This window comes from Sphingorhabdus sp. YGSMI21 (assembly GCF_002776575.1).
Taxonomy (GTDB): domain Bacteria; phylum Pseudomonadota; class Alphaproteobacteria; order Sphingomonadales; family Sphingomonadaceae; genus Parasphingorhabdus.
In genome coordinates, this window is sequence record NZ_CP022548.1 from 2596937 (window position 1) to 2612179 (window position 15243).

The 15243-nt window shown below is 56.9% G+C and carries 15 protein-coding genes and 1 tRNA gene; 10 read left to right on the forward strand and 6 right to left on the reverse strand.

What is annotated here, in order from left to right; genetic code table 11:
• Positions 1–86 precede the first annotated feature (86 nt).
• Positions 87–1586 carry a M48 family metalloprotease gene (locus CHN51_RS12570; RefSeq protein WP_100094324.1) on the forward strand — a complete coding sequence of 500 codons (1500 nt, stop codon included), beginning with the start codon at positions 87–89 and terminating at the stop codon, positions 1584–1586.
• A 110-nt stretch (positions 1587–1696) separates the two neighbouring features.
• On the opposite strand, the gene CHN51_RS12575 is transcribed toward CHN51_RS12570, so the two are convergent.
• On the reverse strand, positions 1697–1861 hold the full coding sequence (locus tag CHN51_RS12575) for a Flp family type IVb pilin (protein ID WP_100094325.1): 165 nt from the start codon (positions 1859–1861) through the stop codon (positions 1697–1699).
• A gap of 113 nt (positions 1862–1974) precedes the next feature.
• A complete protein-coding gene (locus tag CHN51_RS12580; RefSeq protein ID WP_100094326.1) occupies positions 1975–2148 on the reverse strand; it encodes a Flp family type IVb pilin in 174 nt (57 codons plus the stop codon).
• 92 nt (positions 2149–2240) lie between these two features.
• Here CHN51_RS12580 and CHN51_RS12585 point away from each other — a divergent pair, with 92 nt between their 5' ends.
• Positions 2241–2663, forward strand: a complete 423-nt coding sequence (locus tag CHN51_RS12585) for a (deoxy)nucleoside triphosphate pyrophosphohydrolase (RefSeq protein ID WP_100094327.1) — start codon at positions 2241–2243, stop codon at positions 2661–2663.
• Here the strand turns inward: CHN51_RS12585 and CHN51_RS12590 are convergent.
• Positions 2660–3538, reverse strand: coding sequence for a methyltransferase domain-containing protein (locus tag CHN51_RS12590; RefSeq protein ID WP_100094328.1), 879 nt, complete (start codon positions 3536–3538; stop codon positions 2660–2662). The two genes, CHN51_RS12585 and CHN51_RS12590, sit on opposite strands and share 4 nt — an antisense overlap.
• A gap of 55 nt (positions 3539–3593) precedes the next feature.
• Here CHN51_RS12590 and CHN51_RS12595 point away from each other — a divergent pair, with 55 nt between their 5' ends.
• The 5 genes from CHN51_RS12595 to CHN51_RS12615 all read left to right on the forward strand — a co-directional run bounded on the left by CHN51_RS12595 (position 3594) and on the right by CHN51_RS12615 (position 6105).
• Positions 3594–4316 carry a ComF family protein gene (locus tag CHN51_RS12595; protein WP_240616720.1) on the forward strand — a complete coding sequence of 241 codons (723 nt, stop codon included), beginning with the start codon at positions 3594–3596 and terminating at the stop codon, positions 4314–4316.
• A 78-nt stretch (positions 4317–4394) separates the two neighbouring features.
• Complete coding sequence (gene grxC, locus CHN51_RS12600) at positions 4395–4652, forward strand: glutaredoxin 3 (protein ID WP_100094330.1); 258 nt, start codon at positions 4395–4397, stop codon at positions 4650–4652.
• Positions 4653–4658: 6 nt separating this feature from the next.
• Positions 4659–5492: a carbon-nitrogen hydrolase family protein gene (locus CHN51_RS12605; RefSeq protein ID WP_100094331.1), complete on the forward strand. Its 834-nt coding sequence runs from the start codon at positions 4659–4661 to the stop codon at positions 5490–5492.
• Positions 5489–5986: a DUF1178 family protein gene (locus CHN51_RS12610; RefSeq protein WP_100094332.1), complete on the forward strand. Its 498-nt coding sequence runs from the start codon at positions 5489–5491 to the stop codon at positions 5984–5986. The genes CHN51_RS12605 and CHN51_RS12610 overlap by 4 nt, the downstream gene beginning before the upstream one ends.
• Before the next feature lie 42 nt (positions 5987–6028).
• Positions 6029–6105: transfer RNA gene (locus CHN51_RS12615), tRNA-Arg, on the forward strand.
• 189 nt (positions 6106–6294) lie between these two features.
• Here the strand turns inward: CHN51_RS12615 and CHN51_RS12620 are convergent.
• A complete protein-coding gene (locus tag CHN51_RS12620) occupies positions 6295–7398 on the reverse strand; it encodes an aromatic ring-hydroxylating dioxygenase subunit alpha (RefSeq protein ID WP_164089166.1) in 1104 nt (367 codons plus the stop codon).
• Positions 7399–7514: 116 nt separating this feature from the next.
• Here CHN51_RS12620 and CHN51_RS12625 point away from each other — a divergent pair, with 116 nt between their 5' ends.
• Positions 7515–8114, forward strand: a complete 600-nt coding sequence (locus tag CHN51_RS12625; RefSeq protein WP_100094334.1) for a TetR family transcriptional regulator — start codon at positions 7515–7517, stop codon at positions 8112–8114.
• A gap of 155 nt (positions 8115–8269) precedes the next feature.
• Here the strand turns inward: CHN51_RS12625 and CHN51_RS12630 are convergent, their stop codons facing one another.
• Both CHN51_RS12630 and CHN51_RS12635 read right to left on the reverse strand, forming a co-directional pair.
• Positions 8270–8866, reverse strand: coding sequence for a malonic semialdehyde reductase (locus CHN51_RS12630; RefSeq protein WP_100094335.1), 597 nt, complete (start codon positions 8864–8866; stop codon positions 8270–8272).
• A gap of 9 nt (positions 8867–8875) precedes the next feature.
• A complete protein-coding gene (locus CHN51_RS12635; protein ID WP_164089167.1) occupies positions 8876–10084 on the reverse strand; it encodes a VOC family protein in 1209 nt (402 codons plus the stop codon).
• Positions 10085–10373: 289 nt separating this feature from the next.
• On the opposite strand from CHN51_RS12635, the gene CHN51_RS12640 reads away from it, so the two are divergent.
• Both CHN51_RS12640 and CHN51_RS12645 read left to right on the forward strand, forming a co-directional pair.
• Positions 10374–12593, forward strand: a complete 2220-nt coding sequence (locus CHN51_RS12640) for a TonB-dependent receptor (protein WP_100094337.1) — start codon at positions 10374–10376, stop codon at positions 12591–12593.
• Positions 12594–12974: 381 nt separating this feature from the next.
• Positions 12975–14825, forward strand: coding sequence for an AMP-binding protein (locus CHN51_RS12645; protein ID WP_164089169.1), 1851 nt, complete (start codon positions 12975–12977; stop codon positions 14823–14825).
• Positions 14826–15243: the final 418 nt, after the last annotated feature.

The following is a 15243-nucleotide window of genomic DNA, read 5'->3' on the forward strand; positions in this document are numbered from 1 at the left end:
TTCACGGCGTACGAAACGTCATTTTACAAGAGGAACTCTTTACCAGTTGATCAGTTCTTATACACTGCGACCATGAGGAGCTGGATATGAGACAATTTTCGACAAAACTAATGAGTGCTGCTGGCGTTATTGCGCTCGTCGCTTGCACAGGTAGCGGTGCGGACGCCGGTGCTGTCAACTCGGCGGGCAGCCAGGCTGGCGAGGCGCGGTCGATTTCGGCGGCGGAAAAACAGAAAGGCGCGGAAGCCCATCCGCAATTGCTGGAGGAATTCGGCGGCGCATATACAGGACCACAGGTCGGCTATGTTGTCGGCGTGGGACAAAATATAGCCGTCCAGTCAGGGCTCGGCAACGCGCGAAGCGATTTCACCGTTACGCTGTTGAACAGTCCAGTAAACAACGCATTCGCGATTCCGGGAGGTTATGTCTATCTTACCCGGCAGTTGATGGCGTTGATGAACGATGAAGCAGAAATGGCTGGCGTTCTCGGACATGAAGTTGGTCATGTTGCCGCGCGGCATAGTGAAAAACGCCAGAAAGCAGCGACGCGGAACAGCATTTTGGGGGTTTTGGGCCAAATCGGCTCGCAGATATTGTTGGGGGATTCCTCGCTCGGCCGCATTGGCCAGGAAATTTTCGGGACCGGCAGCCAGCTTCTGACGCTGAAATATTCCCGCAAGCAGGAATATGAGGCGGACGATCTGGGTATCCGCTATCTGGCATCGGCCGGATATGATCCGCAGGCCCTGTCATCCATGCTATATTCGCTGGCAGCACAATCCGCGATCGACGCGCGCGCGGCCGGCCGCGATGCCCGGAGCGCCCCCGAATGGGCCAGCACCCATCCCGACCCGGCACGCCGGGTGACGCGTGCGGCGACCAATGCAAGCAAGCTGACCCGCAGCGGCGGGGTCCGCAACCGCGACCAGTTTCTGCAAAATCTCGATGGTATTCTCTACGGCGATGATCCGAAGCAGGGGGTGATCGAGGGGAACAGCTTCCTCCACCGCGATCTCAAGCTGAAATTCACCGTCCCGAACGGCTTCTCGATGCAAAATGGCGCGCGCGCGGTCTCGATCTCGGGCTCCGGCGGGCAAGGCCAGTTTACCACCGGCGCCTATAACGGGAATATGACCAGCTATATCGATACGGCGTTCAAGAGCCTTGCGGGCGAAGGAAAAACCATAGCCTATGGCAATATCGAGAGAACCACGGTCAACGGGCTGCCTGCAGCTTATGCAATGGCGCGGGTGGACAGCAGCAATGGCCAGGTCGATGTGACCGTATTTGCTTATGAATTTTCAAAAAGCAGCGCGTTTCATTTTGCCACGATCGCCCCGGCCGGAAGCGCCGCGGTCTTCTCGCCCATGTATCAGAGTATCAACCGGCTTTCCGCCAATGAGGCTGCCGCAATCCGGTCCCGCAAGGTTGATGTCGTCACGGTGAAAAGCGGCGACACGATCTCGAGCCTTTCGTCGCGCATGGCCTATAGCAATTATCAGCAGGACCGGTTCCTGGTGCTGAATCGGCTAAACGCGAATGACGGGTTGCGCGTCGGTCAGAAGGTGAAGATCATCACTTATTGATCGCCACGTGCCGGCTGATGCCGACTTATTGCGTCAAGCTGGTTTCTTCGGGCACAAAAAAAGACGGCAGCCGCAAGGCTGCCGTCCTCTTTGCTTGGTTAATCCGAAGATTAGCCAGCCATCGAGTTATCGACTTCTTTGAAGGTGTTGCTGAGGGTGTTACCCAGCTGACCCATTGCAACGATGGCTGCAACAGCGATCAGAGCAGCAATCAGGCCATATTCAATAGCCGTTGCGCCTTCTTCATTCTTGAACATTTTACGTACGAATTTCATGTCTGGTCTCCTAGATTTGACAAACTTCACTTACCCTATTGGATCCAATTCACATCCAATGTTCAACAACTTAAACCAAAAACCTTACCAAGATTTTAAGTCCGAAAACACAATTACGAAACGTCGGTTACCTCGTTGGCAACGTCATCCCACATACCGACCGTCCTGTTGGCGACACCGGCAATCGAAACAAGCACGGTCAGTGCTATGAGAGCCAGTATCAATCCATATTCAACAGCCGTTGCGCCCTTGTCGGAAAGATATATTTTTTTCAAAAAATCAAACATGTCTCTCTCAACGCGGATAAAGTTCTGCTAAGTCGTGAACATCCCCCGTTTCACAGAAATGGATTAACAAAATCCTTACATCGCATAAAATAATGGAAAAAATCCCGACATTGCTGTTTGTCGTCGCCGCTGCACTGGTCGACCGGAATGGCAGAATTCTGGTGCAGAAGCGCCCCGAAGGCAAGCCGATGGCGGGGCTCTGGGAGTTTCCCGGCGGCAAGGTTGAAAGAGGCGAGACTCCGGAGACGGCCTTGGTGCGCGAGCTGAAAGAAGAGCTGGGCATAGATGTCGACGAAGCGGATCTGGAACCCGTAGCGTTCGCCAGCGAAGCCCTGGGAGACCGGCATCTGATCCTCCTCCTTTATAAGAGCCGAACCTGGGCCGGGGATGTTCGCAATGCGGAGTCGCAGGATGTGCAATGGCTGGAGATAGATGTCATTCGCGAATTACCGATGCCGCCAGCCGATGGCCCGCTGGTTCAGAAATTATCGGAAAGTCTCGGCAATCCGGCCTAGCCGTCTGGCTGGCGCTTGCCTTTCCCCGCAAGGGTCGTGCTAAGCGATACCTGGCCGCTTCCCCGGCGTGCCGGTTTTGGCTGGTCGGGATGGGGTGCCCAGGCGCAAAGATAGAGTAGAGTGACGCTTTCCGCGAACTTCCCGTCGGCTGCGGCCTGTGCCCGGAACAGCGACAACACTTTTTTATAAACTTTACGTCCGATCGAGGAGAGCCCGCCGGAGAGTATATTGCTCCCCCCGACATCCCTTATGTCCGAGATGAGACGCCCGAGTTCCGAATAGTTCAGACGCAATTGGTCGCTGTCGGCAACCGGCATTGTCAGGCCCGCACGGGCCATGAGATCACCAGCCGTTCGTACGTCGATCTGCGGGTGGATATGGGACGAAACCCGGTCTTCCTCGGCCGCCATCAATATCGATTTCAGCGATGTGAAGCTCTCTGCACAGACAAGGGCCGCCAGCATCAGACCATCTGGGACCAAAATCCTGCGGCTCAGAACAAGCGCACCTGGCAGGTCATTGACGGTATCGAGCGAACCGATGTTGATGATCAGGTCAAAACTGTGATCGGCAAAGGGCAGGCGATCATCATCGCAGATCACGCCGCCCTGCGCGCGCGCCAGCAGGGAACTGGAATCCGCGGATAATACCGTCATGCCCCGCGCTCGCAGCTCGTCTTCGAGCTGTCGCGCGGGCAGGCCGATTACCAGTGCTCGCCGAAAGTCGCGCTTCACGACATCAAGTCGTTCCAGAATTTCCTCGGCCATGATCCGCGAAAAGAAATCGTCACCCTTTGCCCGCGCATAGGCGCGATCGCGGACGATACGGCGCCGTTTGCGATCAAAAATTTCGCTATGGTTGACTGTATCGGTCATAGGGTCTTGCGGCTTTAGGAGCGCCCGCCAAAAAGATCAAATGCCGTTACGAGCCATGTTCAGACCGATCCTCGATTTCGCCTTGCCGCCCCGATGCCCGATATGCGGCGTCACCGTGGAGACGGACAATCACTTCTGCCTGTCCTGCTGGCAGCAGCTCGACTTTGTTGCAAAACCGTGGTGCGCCGCATGCGGCCTGCCGCTGGTCTTCGACCATCCCGGGGAAAATCTATGCGCAAAATGCCTGGTGGACCGGCCCGCCCACGACGGCGTGCGGGCGGTGGTACGCTATGACGACCTGAGTTCGTTGATCGCGATGCGGCTGAAATATGGCACGCGCCTGGGGCTCGCCAAACTGATCGCCGAACAACTGCAGAAACATGTCGCGGACCACGCGGACAATGCCATCCTCGTTCCGGTCCCGTTGCACCGGTCACGGTTGTGGCGTCGCGGGTTCAACCAGTCGGTTCTGATCGGCCGGGAAATCGCCCGCAGTTCCGGTATCGCACTGGACCATGACGTGATCATTCGCAGCAAGGTGACGCCTCCGCTGAGGGGGATGAGCGGCCAGCAACGGCGGAAGACCGTCGACAGGGCATTTGCACTGCGCCCGGAGGCGCAGCAAATCCTTGCCGGCAAGTCGGTTCTGCTGGTCGACGATGTCTATACAAGCGGTTCGACCAGCAATGCCTGTGCGCGGTTGCTGAAAAAAGCGGGTGCCAATCAGGTGCTCGTCTTCTGCTGGGCACGGGTTATAGGCAACAGCGAAAATATCTGAAATGCTGGCCCAGCAGTGATTGCTTGAATTTGCCGCGCGGACAGCCCATTTGCAGATTCAAGGTAGAAAGAGCAAATTATGGCTAAAGTTGAAATATATACCAAATTTACCTGTGGCTTCTGCTTTCGTGCGAAAGCCTTGCTGGAAGGCAAGAATGTCAGTTTCGAGGAAACGGACATCAGCATGGGTGGCGAGAAACGCGAGGAGATGATCCAGCGGTCCGGCGGCAGAATGACGGTGCCGCAGATATTCATCGATGACCGTCATATCGGCGGATCGGACGATCTGGCTGCCCTGGACCGGTCGGGCGAGCTCGACGCGCTTCTGGCGGGCTGAACCGGGTTGAAAATCGCGCTGGCCCAGATGAACAGCGGTATTGTTCCGGAGGACAATGCCGACCAACTCTGTTCGTCCATTGCGGAAGCCGCTGCGGGTGGCGCTGCCATGATCTTCACCCCCGAAATGAGCGGACTGCTGGACCGGGACCGGTCACGCGCGGCATCGGCGATCCGCAGCGAACCGGAGGATGCGGTCCTGTCCGCCGTCCGGTCTGCGGCGCAGAAGGCGGGGATATGGGTGCAACTGGGCTCGCTGGCGATCAAGAACCCGGATGATCCCGGTGCGAAATGGAACAACCGCTCCTATCTGATCAACCCTCGGGGCGATATTACCGCGCGCTATGACAAGATCCACCTGTTCGACGTTGATCTTGGTCCTGATGAATCGCAGCGGGAGTCCTCGGCCTATGCCGGCGGACGCAACGCAGTGGTTGCGCCGGTTGGCGAAACGACACTTGGCCTGTCGATTTGCTATGATCTCCGCTTTCCGGCCCTGTACGAGGCCCTGACCAATGCGGGCGCGGACATATTGTCGGTACCCGCTGCCTTTACCGTGCCCACCGGGAAGGCCCATTGGCAAATCTTGCTGCGGGCCCGCGCGATCGAGGCAGGGGCCTTTGTCGTCGCAGCCGCGCAATATGGCCAGCACGAAGATGGCCGGTCAACTTACGGCCATTCGATGGTCGTCGATCCCTGGGGCGACATCCTCCTCGACATGGGGGAGGGGACAGGGATCGGTTTCTGCGACCTGGATATCGGGCAGGTAAAGACGGTGCGTTCACGCATTCCTGCCGTCGCCAATCGCAAAAGCTTTGCCAAGCCGGTACCAACAAGATGATTATTTTTGACCTGATCTGCGCCGATGGCGAGCATCGATTCGAGGGCTGGTTCGGATCCTCGGACGATTATGCCGATCAACAGGCTCGCGGCCTGCTGGACTGTCCCGTGTGCGGCAGCGGCAATATTGCCAAGGCGGTGATGGCCCCAAATCTGGGCCGCAAAGGCAATCAGCAAGCCGCGTCGGCCAGACCTGCGGAAGAGCGTACCGAAATGCCGGTCGCTGCCAAGCCGGTTTCCAATGACGTGGCGGTGCCGGCCGAATATCGGGAGATCATCGGCAAACTGGCCGAGGCGCAAGAAAAGATGCTGGCCAGTTCCGAATGGGTCGGTGACAAATTTGCCGATCGGGCGCGCGACATTCATTATGGCGACGCGGAGGAGAAACCGATCCACGGTACGGCCTCGCAGGAAGAAGTGGCCGATCTGGCAGAAGAAGGCATTGCGGCGCTTCCGCTGCCGCTGCCGGTCTTGCCGCCTGAATCGAAAAATTGACTGTGGCATGCGCCCGCCGATCTGGCTAAACATGCCGCCACAGCGCCCGTAGCTCAGTCGGATAGAGCATCAGATTCCTAATCTGGGGGCCACAGGTTCGAATCCTGTCGGGCGCACCATATCTCCAGGCTGGCGGCGCAGGCTAGTTCCGATTTTTTGTTTGCGAGAGGCTTGGCCCCAGGTTCGATATCAATTGTTGTCTTGGGCCTGCCGGCCGAGTTTCGATATTATTGCCGTTTGCCGAAATCCTGAACTTTCCGCGTTGAGGAATATTTGCACCGGCCGGATACCGGTGCAAATATTCTCGTTCATTCTGCCGCTTCCAGCGCGCCATTGTCTGCGGCTTCCCGCGCCTCTTCCTCGGCCTCCTCACGCAATTTTCGAGCAATGACGCGGCGCGCCCGGACTGCAGCTTCGTCACTGGGAAGGAGCAGCGGCTTCATGGACAGAAGGTCGGTTTCTCCATCCATCATCTCCTGGCACATGGCGACCATCCGTCCGTCTTCATTGGCGAATGTGTCGGTGATCCCGTGTTGCAGGCCCTTGTCCGCTTCCGCCGAATCGAGATTGCTGTCGCGGCAGTTGTTCCAGAAATAATAACAGGAATGTTCGTCGATGGGTGTGACCATATTGGCACCGGGCGTGTGCGAACCAATTTTGCGGTCGGTGTTCGCCGCAACGGAACCTGCATCGAGCAGCATATGGCCGGGTGCATTCCAGCGTACATCGAAATAATATTCCATCAGTTCCGGCGCTTCGGGCCACAATATGGCGGTCAGCGGCATGCGTGGGGCATTGAGTTCGCAATGATAATCCCAGATTTCGTCGCCAATTTGTTCGGTACTGTACCGTCGCTCGAAGTCGTCCCGGAAATCGGTTCCCAGATTCAGGCGCGGATGCAGGAACTGGACATGGGTGCGATCCATCAGATTGTCGACGGCGAGTTCGTAATGCGCGTCCAGCTTGTGGAAACCGAACACGGTCCGGTGGCCGGGTCGCTCTTCCGTCATCGAGAAGTCGGGAATCAGGGATGTATCCGCCTTTTCCGGCTTGCCCATCCAGATGAACAGGATGCCCCAGAGTTCCTCCAGCGGATAGGATTTGAGACGGGCCACTCTCGGGGCCTTCAGGTCCGTGAGCGTGCCCTTGTCACCATTGGGATTGCGGACGCACTGGCCCTCGGCGTTGAATTCCAGGCCGTGATAGGGGCAGGACACATTGTCGCCGTAGCGATGCCCTTCGCTGAGCGGAGCAAATCGGTGCGGACAGACGTTGGACATCGCCACCGCCTCGCCCGATTCCGTGCGATATATCAATACATGCTCACCGACCAATTTTCTGCCGAGAAGCTTCGCGTCATCAAGCTCATGCGAGAAGCCCGCACAATACCAAACATTCTTCAGAAACGCCATTTGCTTTGTCCTCTCCTCTATTTTAGACCGCCGCATTTGCTGCGGCGCGGCAATGGATTTAAACGATTGCCAATGGCGGCATATTTAATCTAACTGCGTTAGATTGTAAAGGTGAAATGATGGCTAGAAGGACCGATATCGTTCTTTCCCAGGACATGATCTGCGTTGCGGCGTTGGAGATTATCGGGGAATCCGGGCTCGACCGGCTGACCATGCGCTCGCTGGCGCGCAAGCTCGAAATCCAGGCCGCGTCCCTTTACGCGCATTACCGCGACAAATCGGAATTGATGTCCGATCTGGCGGCGCGCTATTTCCTCGAGGCATGCGATGCGGTTTATGACTGGAGCTCGCCGGGCGACTGGTTGATGAAATTTGGATCGGCGCTGTACAGCGTGTTGCGGGAAAGGCGCGATGCAGCTCGCCTGTTTGCCCAGTCCCAGCCGCCCGTACATTCTCATGAGGTGACGGCGGAAAACGCTTCGTCGGCGCTGACCGCTTCGGGCTGGAGCGTCAATAGGGCCGTGGAAATGCAGGCCGCGGTGATTGCTCTGGCGATTGGCATGGCGCTCGACCATTCGCACGAGGGGACCAGCGCCTATCTCGAGAGGTTTTTCGATCTTGACGAAGCGTTCCAGACAGCTTTGTCTGCGCTGGTTTCCGGGTTGCTGGACAAGCCGGTCACCGCCATGGATACGCCCGAGGCAAAGACGCCATGACCCTCATGCGGCAGCGGTCTGCACCTTGACCTGTTGGCGATTGGCCAGGCTGGCCGCCGGTCGACCGCAGCGCCTTGCGACGTTCGGGAGAGATATGCCGCCGCCGCTTGTCCGGTCGGTATGTCCCGCTGGCGCAGGCGTCCCGGATTTACGCTTCAGACCAGCTTGCAGACGTCGTCAAATTCGTGGCGTGGCAGGCGAGGGAAGACTTTTGACGGGTCGCCATATCCCAGCGAACAGATAAAATTAGTCTGCACATTTGTGCCGGACCAGAACAGCGCGTCCATGGCCTGCGGATTGAAACCGCTCATCGGCCCGCAATCGAGACCGAGTGCGCGGGCCGCCATGATGAGATAAGCGCCCTGCAGGCTCGAATTGCGAAACGCGGTTTCTTCAACCAGCTTGTCGTTGCCGCTGTAGAAGCCCCGCATGTCAGCGTGCGGGAACAGGCGCGGCAGGGTCTCTACGAAATCCATATCCATGCCGATTACCACCACCACGGGCGCGTTGCGGATCTTGTCCTGATTGGGCGGAGCGGCGCATTCCGCCATTTTGTTCTTCTGGTCCGTCGTGCGCACGAAAATGAAACGTCCGGGCAGGCAGTTCATCGATGTCGGCCCCGTCCGGAGCACATTGTACAGGCGCTCGAGAATGTCATCGGAGACGGGTACGTCACGATATCCGTTCTGACTGCGGGCATCGAGGAAAAGCTGGTTCAGGGCTTCGTCGGAAATTGCTTTGGTATTGGTCATCTTACAGCCTTATCCTAACGGACCCATGAAGGTCTGATCGGCATAGGTGTCCTCCAGTGCATCGAGGGTTTCGGGCCACGGCGTTTTCAGCTTCCGGCGATGCTCAGCCGGGCGACGTTTTCCGTCCCAGTCCACCTGCTCCATATAATAATAGAGCTGAATCGCGTGACCATCCGGGTCCAGGCCGAAGGCGGTGTAATCAATGCCCGGGTTGAGTTCCGGCGGCTGCTCGATGAAAGACACGCCTTCCGCCTTCAGCCATTCGACCGCATTTCTAAGCTGTTTGTAGCTGCCCACTCGCATGCCCATGCTGGCCGTCCGGGAATGTTCGGACAGGCCCAGCATCGCGCGTGCCTCAAGCGGATAGAGTTTCAGGCTGTGATGTTCGTTGCCATGCCGCAAAAAGACAAAGTCATGGCCTTGATAGGAAACCGTTTCGGTCACCTTGAAACCGAGCGCGTCTGTGTAGAAGGCAATCGAATCCGCCATATTCTCTACGAAGACGGCGACCGGACCCAATGCGGTTATCTTGAAGGGCCGCCGGAGCATTACGCCGCCGACATCATAGCGGCGATCGTCGCCGAACTCGGTGCGCTGGAACCCGTCTTCCATCGACACGCCCTGCGCGATCTTTGCGTCGCGCTCGGTGAAGTCAGAGATTTGCGGCATCGGAAATTCGCCGTCGAAGCGCCGGTCGTAATAGGGCAGGGGTTTGCTGCGGCCGTTGATGCCGACCTGTTCCATGCCGTAATAGAGTTCGCAGGTCTGCCCTTCAGGCGTGCTGAAATAACAGTGCCAGTTGCTGCCCGGCATATCGCGACCGGTCCGGTGGATGCGGGTCTTGCCTGCCAGATATTTCTGCGCTTCAACCACTTCCTCGAGAGAACCGACTTGCCAGGTGAAGTGGGACATGGTGATCTCGGGATGGCTTTCCGGGTCACCGATGATCGGGCCGACCGAAGGATGGGCGATGATCATTGCGTGATGATCGGTATTGAAGGTCATGAACGGCACCCTGTCATCAACCATGAAGTCGGTAGATACATCGGGCGGCGCCAGCTTTTTCAATTCGACCATGTCGGTCATATCGAAACCGAGAAGCCGGCCGTAGAAATCAATGCCGTCATCAATCGAATTTAGATTGAAGCCAAAATGCCCCAGCCTGCGTATCCGGAATGGTCGGGGAAATTCTATGCCCTCGACGTTATAGGTGCTCATGTTCTCTCTCTCCTCATCCCACTTACAGATCATATGGCATATTTGAAGCGCCGGGGGCAGGGCAGCTGCGCCGGTCCCGGTGGTGCTCAGGATTACATCATCGATTTATCAGTTATAAAATGCAAGGAAATATTCGAAAAAAAGGATAAATTCAATAATAGGTTGCATTGTTGACGGTCCGCGTCATATTGGCCCGGCAAAACAGCCGGAAAACGGCATTGGAGTGATTCGGCATTTGCCCGCAGCGTTGCGACGGCGAGGTGAAAGCTGAGGGATTGGGAGAGAAAAAATGAAATTATCGCTATTTCACGGTTGCGCTTTGATGGTCATGGCCACCGCGTCGAATCAGGCGCTGGCCCAACGCGAAGACGTTGCCGAAAATGCGAGCGACAAAATCATTGTCGTGACCGCACAGAAACGTGCGCAGAATGTTCAGGACGTACCGTCGGCGGTAACCGCCGTAACAGCAGAGACGCTACAAGATCGTGGCTTCACGGACCCCTCCGATCTTGTTTCGGTGGTTCCCAACCTCAGTGGCGGGACGATGCGCGGTGACACAGCGCTTGCGATTCGCGGCGTCGGCCTCACGGTGGTCGGGAGCTCACCGGGTGTCGCGGTGCATGTTGACGGGGTTTACCAGCCTCGGCCTCAAATGGCCGATATCGCGCAAGTCGACATTGCCCAGGTGGAGGTGCTTCGTGGTCCTCAGGGTACGCTTTACGGCCGAAACGCAAACGGCGGTGTCGTCAATTTCATGACGACAGCACCTGGCGATGAAATCGGTGGCTATGTTCGTGCAAGTTACGCCACTTTTGACGAATATCGGATTGAGGGTGCGATTGATCTCCCCGTTAGCGAGGATATTCGTTTTCGCGTTACCGGGAAGCATTGGGGACGTGAGGATGGCTTTGTAAAGAATATCAATCCCAACGGGAGCGGTGATATCGACAAGGGGCACAGCTGGTTTGCCCGCGCGCGCCTCGATGCGGATATCACTCCCGATCTTACTTTAAGCGTCACAGGCACCTATGCGAAGCGGAAAGGTGAATTCATCTATTTTACCAATCTTGACCTGCCAATCCCGGAAGCAATCGCGCAAAACCCGCTGCTGGCTACTGCGAATATACCGCTGGAACCGCGCACCACGGCGCAGAATGATCCTGTTAGCCAGGATCGATCCTATAAGGGTGTGACGGGCGTGCTGGACTGGAGCTCGGGTGATTTTGGCATCAAGTCGATCACCGCTTATCAGCATTATGAAGACCAGTTCGAAGCAGATTTCGATGCGCTAGACCTGTCCCTGTCCCCGCGTCAGGATCAGCAGAAAGCAAAAACCTTCACGCAGGAACTAAACTTCACAGTTAATTCCGGCCCGGTCAACGCGGTGCTTGGCGGTTTCTATATGCATGACAAGTTTTCCAACAAACTCGATTTCCAGTTCCCGCTAGGCTTGTGGCAATTGGGCAACCCGGCCGGCTTGCCGCCAGGCACCAGCCTGAGTTTTTCCGGGAACCCCTATGTGACAAAAACCAAGGCAATTTTCGCTGACATAACGGTGGAGGTCACCAATAATCTGAGAATTCTCGGCGGCATTCGCCATTCCAATGATTCGCAGCGGATATCGGAGGTCAACGGCATTTTCGTACAGACCCCCGGCGGGCCGGTGCAGATTCCCCCTGCGGCTTGTCCCAGTCCGACCAATCCGACGGGTGAGTCCAGCATGACTTTCAAGTCGACCACGCCACGGTTAGGGCTGCAGTATAATGTGACTGATGACAGCAACCTTTACGCGACCTATTCTCAGGGGTTCAAGATCGGCGGTTTCAACTACCGCGGCGGTTGCGGTGCTTCTTATGGTTCCGAGAAGCTGACAGCATATGAAATAGGATCAAAGAACCAGTTTGGAGCAATGACGCTCAATCTTGCGGCTTTCTATTATGATTATAAGGACTTGCAGGTCGAGCAGCTTGTGGGTCTCACTTTTGCGCTCGACAACGCGCCGAAAGCCAGGATTTACGGGGCTGAGGCCGAGCTTGCCTATACAACAGGGCCTTTTTCCATCACCGCCAATGCGGCGCTGATGAACGCCCGCTATGGTGCCGGCTTCCTGAACCTTGATCTTCTGGACCCCGCTGCAGGACTTCAGGACACGGATGGCAATCCGCTTTCCAATGCGCCTGATTTTTCGGCAAATATTGGGGCGTCCTATGAGACCGAGCCCGTTATTGCGGGCGGATCACTAACCTTTCGCGCCGATCTGTCCTACAAGTCGCGTATCTATTATCGGGAATTCGATAATCTGGCGGATTCGCAGGAAGGCTATGCCCTGCTTGATGGCTCCATTACATGGCGAAGTGCAGACGAGCGTTTCTCGGCCCGTCTCTTTGGCCGCAATCTGACCGGAACAGATTATATTCAGGCGCTGTCACAGTCGTCGGCAACCGGTACCCGCTTCGGTACCTGGGGGGCACCGAGGCAGGTTGGCATCGAACTGGGGCTGGATTTCTAGATAGAGCCCCTCGGCGACTTCGACCTGTAAAAGGCGCTGGCAGCTCTCTCGGCCGGCGCCTTTTTGTCTTTGCCCCAATCTTCCCGGGACATCAAAGATCATCGAAGGTCCGGGAATCCCCGGACCGGCTTCTTTCGCATCGCCAAAACCGCGGCTTGGAGATTCAAGGGGGCATACTCTTCGGCGCTGCACGATCTGTAATGACCTAATGCTGAAGATTGCCGATAATATTGATAAAAATTGAAAAATAGAAAATGTTCGAATAAATATTTGACTCGGCTCCCGCGGCTCGGCACCTGTCGGTGGCAGCCAGGTGTTCGCCAGCCTTGGGGCCATCAGGCCGCGAGTCAGTCAATTTGTGAAGTCGGAGGGATGCGTCGGATGCCAGCGCCAGAATATGTTCAAGCACCATTTCGGGATGTTCCATTTGCCAAGCTAGATATTGATGTCGAGCGCCGACCCGACGGTTCCATCATCATGCAGTCTCTGGTTCCGCTACTGTTGCGCGAGGCCCATTTGGCCGCCTATCTGCTGAAACATGCTGAAGAGCGGCCGGATCGTGCCTGGCTGGCCCAACGAACCGGGGACGGGAAGGGCTGGCGCACATTATCCTTCGCCGATGCAAAACAGCAGATTGATGGTCTGACCGAAGCGCTGTTGTTGCTCGGATTGGAGAGTGGTGCATCGCTAGCTATATTGAGTGGCAATTCCATTGAGCACGCGGTCATGATGATGGCGGCGCTACAGGCCGGGCTGGTCACGGTTCCGGTATCAGAAGCCTATTCTTTGATGAGTGAGGATTTCGGACGTCTGCGGCATGTTGCCGAGGTGGTCGAGCCGTCCATTGTCTTTGTCCAGGACGGCGCCCGGTTTAGTGAGGCGATTGAACGGGTTGGTCTTGGGCATCTTCCGGTGATTGCCGTACAGAATGTTCAGGCGGGGCAGCTTGATTTCTGCGCCCTGGCGGCGATCGAGCCGAGTGGCAAGGTGCCGGACGCTTTTGCGGCAATCGATCCCGATTCGATCGCCAAGATCATGTTCACTTCCGGATCGACCGGCGCCCCAAAGGGGGTTCCGCTGACCCACGGCGGGCTCGTGACGGCTGCGGAATCGAACCTGACCACGATGGGACGGCTGGCTGTCGGCGAGACGGTGCGGCTCGACTGGGCGCCTTGGAGCCATGTCTTCGGCGGGACCACTCTAAGCCTGTCAATCATCGACGGCGGCACCTTTTATATTGACGAAGGCAAACCGGTTCCGGGCCTTTTCGACCAGACATTACGCAATCTGGCAGATGTACAACCGGACTTTTTCATGAATGTGCCATCGGCGATTTCAATGCTGGTCGAAGCCATGGAAGCGGATGAGCAACTTGCCAGGCGGATCCTCGATAAAATGACGTCTCTGGGTTATGGCGGGGCCGCTCTTCCGGCCGATATTGTCCAGCGCTTCGAGTCTCTGGCGGTCAAATATACCGGCCACCGGATCGCGATCGTGTGCGGCTATGGCACGACAGAAACCGGACCTGGGGGCGGCTTCGTCTACTGGCCGACAGACGAAACAGGCACGCTGGGACTTCCCCATCCCGGCTTTGCCATGAAACTCGTTCCTCTCGACGGGCAGCGTTATGATGTGAGAGTAGCCGGCAAGGCTGTCACGAAGGGCTATTGCAACCGCCCGGACCTCAATGCCGAAATATTCGATGCGGATGGTTTCTACAGAACCGGCGACTGCGTCCACTTCGCCAACCCGGAAGATCCGCTATCGGGACTGATTTTTGCCGGTCGCCTGAACGAGGAATTCAAGCTTCTGAACGGAACATTTGTACGGGTAGGGGAGGTCCGCTCCAAACTGGTCGACAGTCTGGCGCCGCTGGTCAAGGATGTCGTGGTCTGTGGAGAAAATCGCGCAGATGTGCGTATTCTTGCCTGGCTCAACGTGGAAGCTGCAAAAGCACTGGATGGCAGTGCGGGCAGCGATCTGGAACTATTGAGCAACTCCGCAGTGGTGACCGGCGAGATCCGCCGCAAACTGACGGCCTACAACCGGGCCAATCCGGGCGCCTCGCAGTCTGTGCGAGCCGTCCGCCTGCTTTCGCTTCCGCCTCAGCTGGATCATGGGGAAATAACCGACAAGGGCAGCATCAACCAACGGGCCGTGATCGAGCATAGATTCAATGAGCTAGAAGCGCTCTACGCCCTCTCAGGGGACGGGCGGACAATAGTGATCTGAACCGGTTGTCCAGCAGCCGGCGCGCACCAGCCATATTTTCGAAAATATAGAAAATCGAGAATATAATTGTTTAATTTCCGAAATCGATGTGTATTATCAAGTTGACGGGCAGCGGCCATGTTGGATCGCTTCCATCTAGTTTTGAACCGAGCGAGGTAGATCGACGCGATGCGTGCGTCGGGCGAGTCCGGGAGGATTGAGGGGGATTCATGCAACTGGCGCAATTTCGGCATAAAGGCGGCATATCTCTCGGCCTGCGGGTGGCCGACGAATTGGTTGATTTAACCGGTGCAGGGCGCCTGCCAGTCGATCCATGATGCAGGCGCGATTGCCGAGGCCTTCGCCGAACTTGGCATCAGCCATCAGCGCTCAAGGCTTATGAAGCGGTGCGCAAGCCATATACCAAATCGATCGTCGA

Bases quoted from the DNA above. Each gene is read 5' to 3' on its own strand.
- CHN51_RS12570 (WP_100094324.1), top strand. From the start codon at position 87: ATGAGACAATTTTCGACAAAACTAATGAGTGCTGCTGGCGTTATTGCG.
- CHN51_RS12575 (WP_100094325.1), bottom strand. From the start codon at position 1,861: ATGAAATTCGTACGTAAAATGTTCAAGAATGAAGAAGGCGCAACGGCT.
- CHN51_RS12580 (WP_100094326.1), bottom strand. From the start codon at position 2,148: ATGTTTGATTTTTTGAAAAAAATATATCTTTCCGACAAGGGCGCAACG.
- CHN51_RS12585 (WP_100094327.1), top strand. From the start codon at position 2,241: ATGGAAAAAATCCCGACATTGCTGTTTGTCGTCGCCGCTGCACTGGTC.
- CHN51_RS12590 (WP_100094328.1), bottom strand. From the start codon at position 3,538: ATGACCGATACAGTCAACCATAGCGAAATTTTTGATCGCAAACGGCGC.
- CHN51_RS12595 (WP_240616720.1), top strand. From the start codon at position 3,594: ATGTTCAGACCGATCCTCGATTTCGCCTTGCCGCCCCGATGCCCGATA.
- grxC (WP_100094330.1), top strand. From the start codon at position 4,395: ATGGCTAAAGTTGAAATATATACCAAATTTACCTGTGGCTTCTGCTTT.
- CHN51_RS12610 (WP_100094332.1), top strand. From the start codon at position 5,489: ATGATTATTTTTGACCTGATCTGCGCCGATGGCGAGCATCGATTCGAG.
- CHN51_RS12620 (WP_164089166.1), bottom strand. From the start codon at position 7,398: ATGGCGTTTCTGAAGAATGTTTGGTATTGTGCGGGCTTCTCGCATGAG.
- CHN51_RS12625 (WP_100094334.1), top strand. From the start codon at position 7,515: ATGATGGCTAGAAGGACCGATATCGTTCTTTCCCAGGACATGATCTGC.
- CHN51_RS12630 (WP_100094335.1), bottom strand. From the start codon at position 8,866: ATGACCAATACCAAAGCAATTTCCGACGAAGCCCTGAACCAGCTTTTC.
- CHN51_RS12635 (WP_164089167.1), bottom strand. From the start codon at position 10,084: ATGAGCACCTATAACGTCGAGGGCATAGAATTTCCCCGACCATTCCGG.
- CHN51_RS12640 (WP_100094337.1), top strand. From the start codon at position 10,374: ATGAAATTATCGCTATTTCACGGTTGCGCTTTGATGGTCATGGCCACC.
- CHN51_RS12645 (WP_164089169.1), top strand. From the start codon at position 12,975: ATGCCAGCGCCAGAATATGTTCAAGCACCATTTCGGGATGTTCCATTT.